At 37.2% G+C, this 269-nt stretch carries 1 pseudogene; it reads right to left on the reverse strand.

Features of this window, described 5'->3' with window-relative positions:
- Nucleotides 1-165: pseudogene (locus AOA61_RS32065) on the reverse strand (NAD(P)/FAD-dependent oxidoreductase); the annotation flags it as partial.
- Between the last annotated feature and the right edge of the window lie 104 nt (nt 166-269).

Genomic DNA, 269 nt, shown 5'->3' on the forward strand with positions numbered 1-269 from the left:
ATCCCCCTGTAAGACGGACGACAACATGATCCTGTTGTAATTTGGGTGAGGCTCTGTACCGAAGACTGTAATTTCAAAACGGTTTGGATCTATTTTAAGAATCTCTTCCAAACATCGGACACCAGCCATTCCATTTCCAACGAGTATTAGTTTTCTTTTAGACATCATTAACTCCTCCAATTCAATTTGTTGTTTCTTTGTGTTAGCGAAAAAGATAGTGGTAGATTTATAGATAAAGGTGGATTATTTGTTAACAGCCACCTTTTTCA

This window comes from Pseudomonas sp. 2995-1 (assembly GCF_002742505.1).
GTDB lineage: Bacteria > Pseudomonadota > Gammaproteobacteria > Pseudomonadales > Pseudomonadaceae > Aquipseudomonas > Aquipseudomonas sivasensis.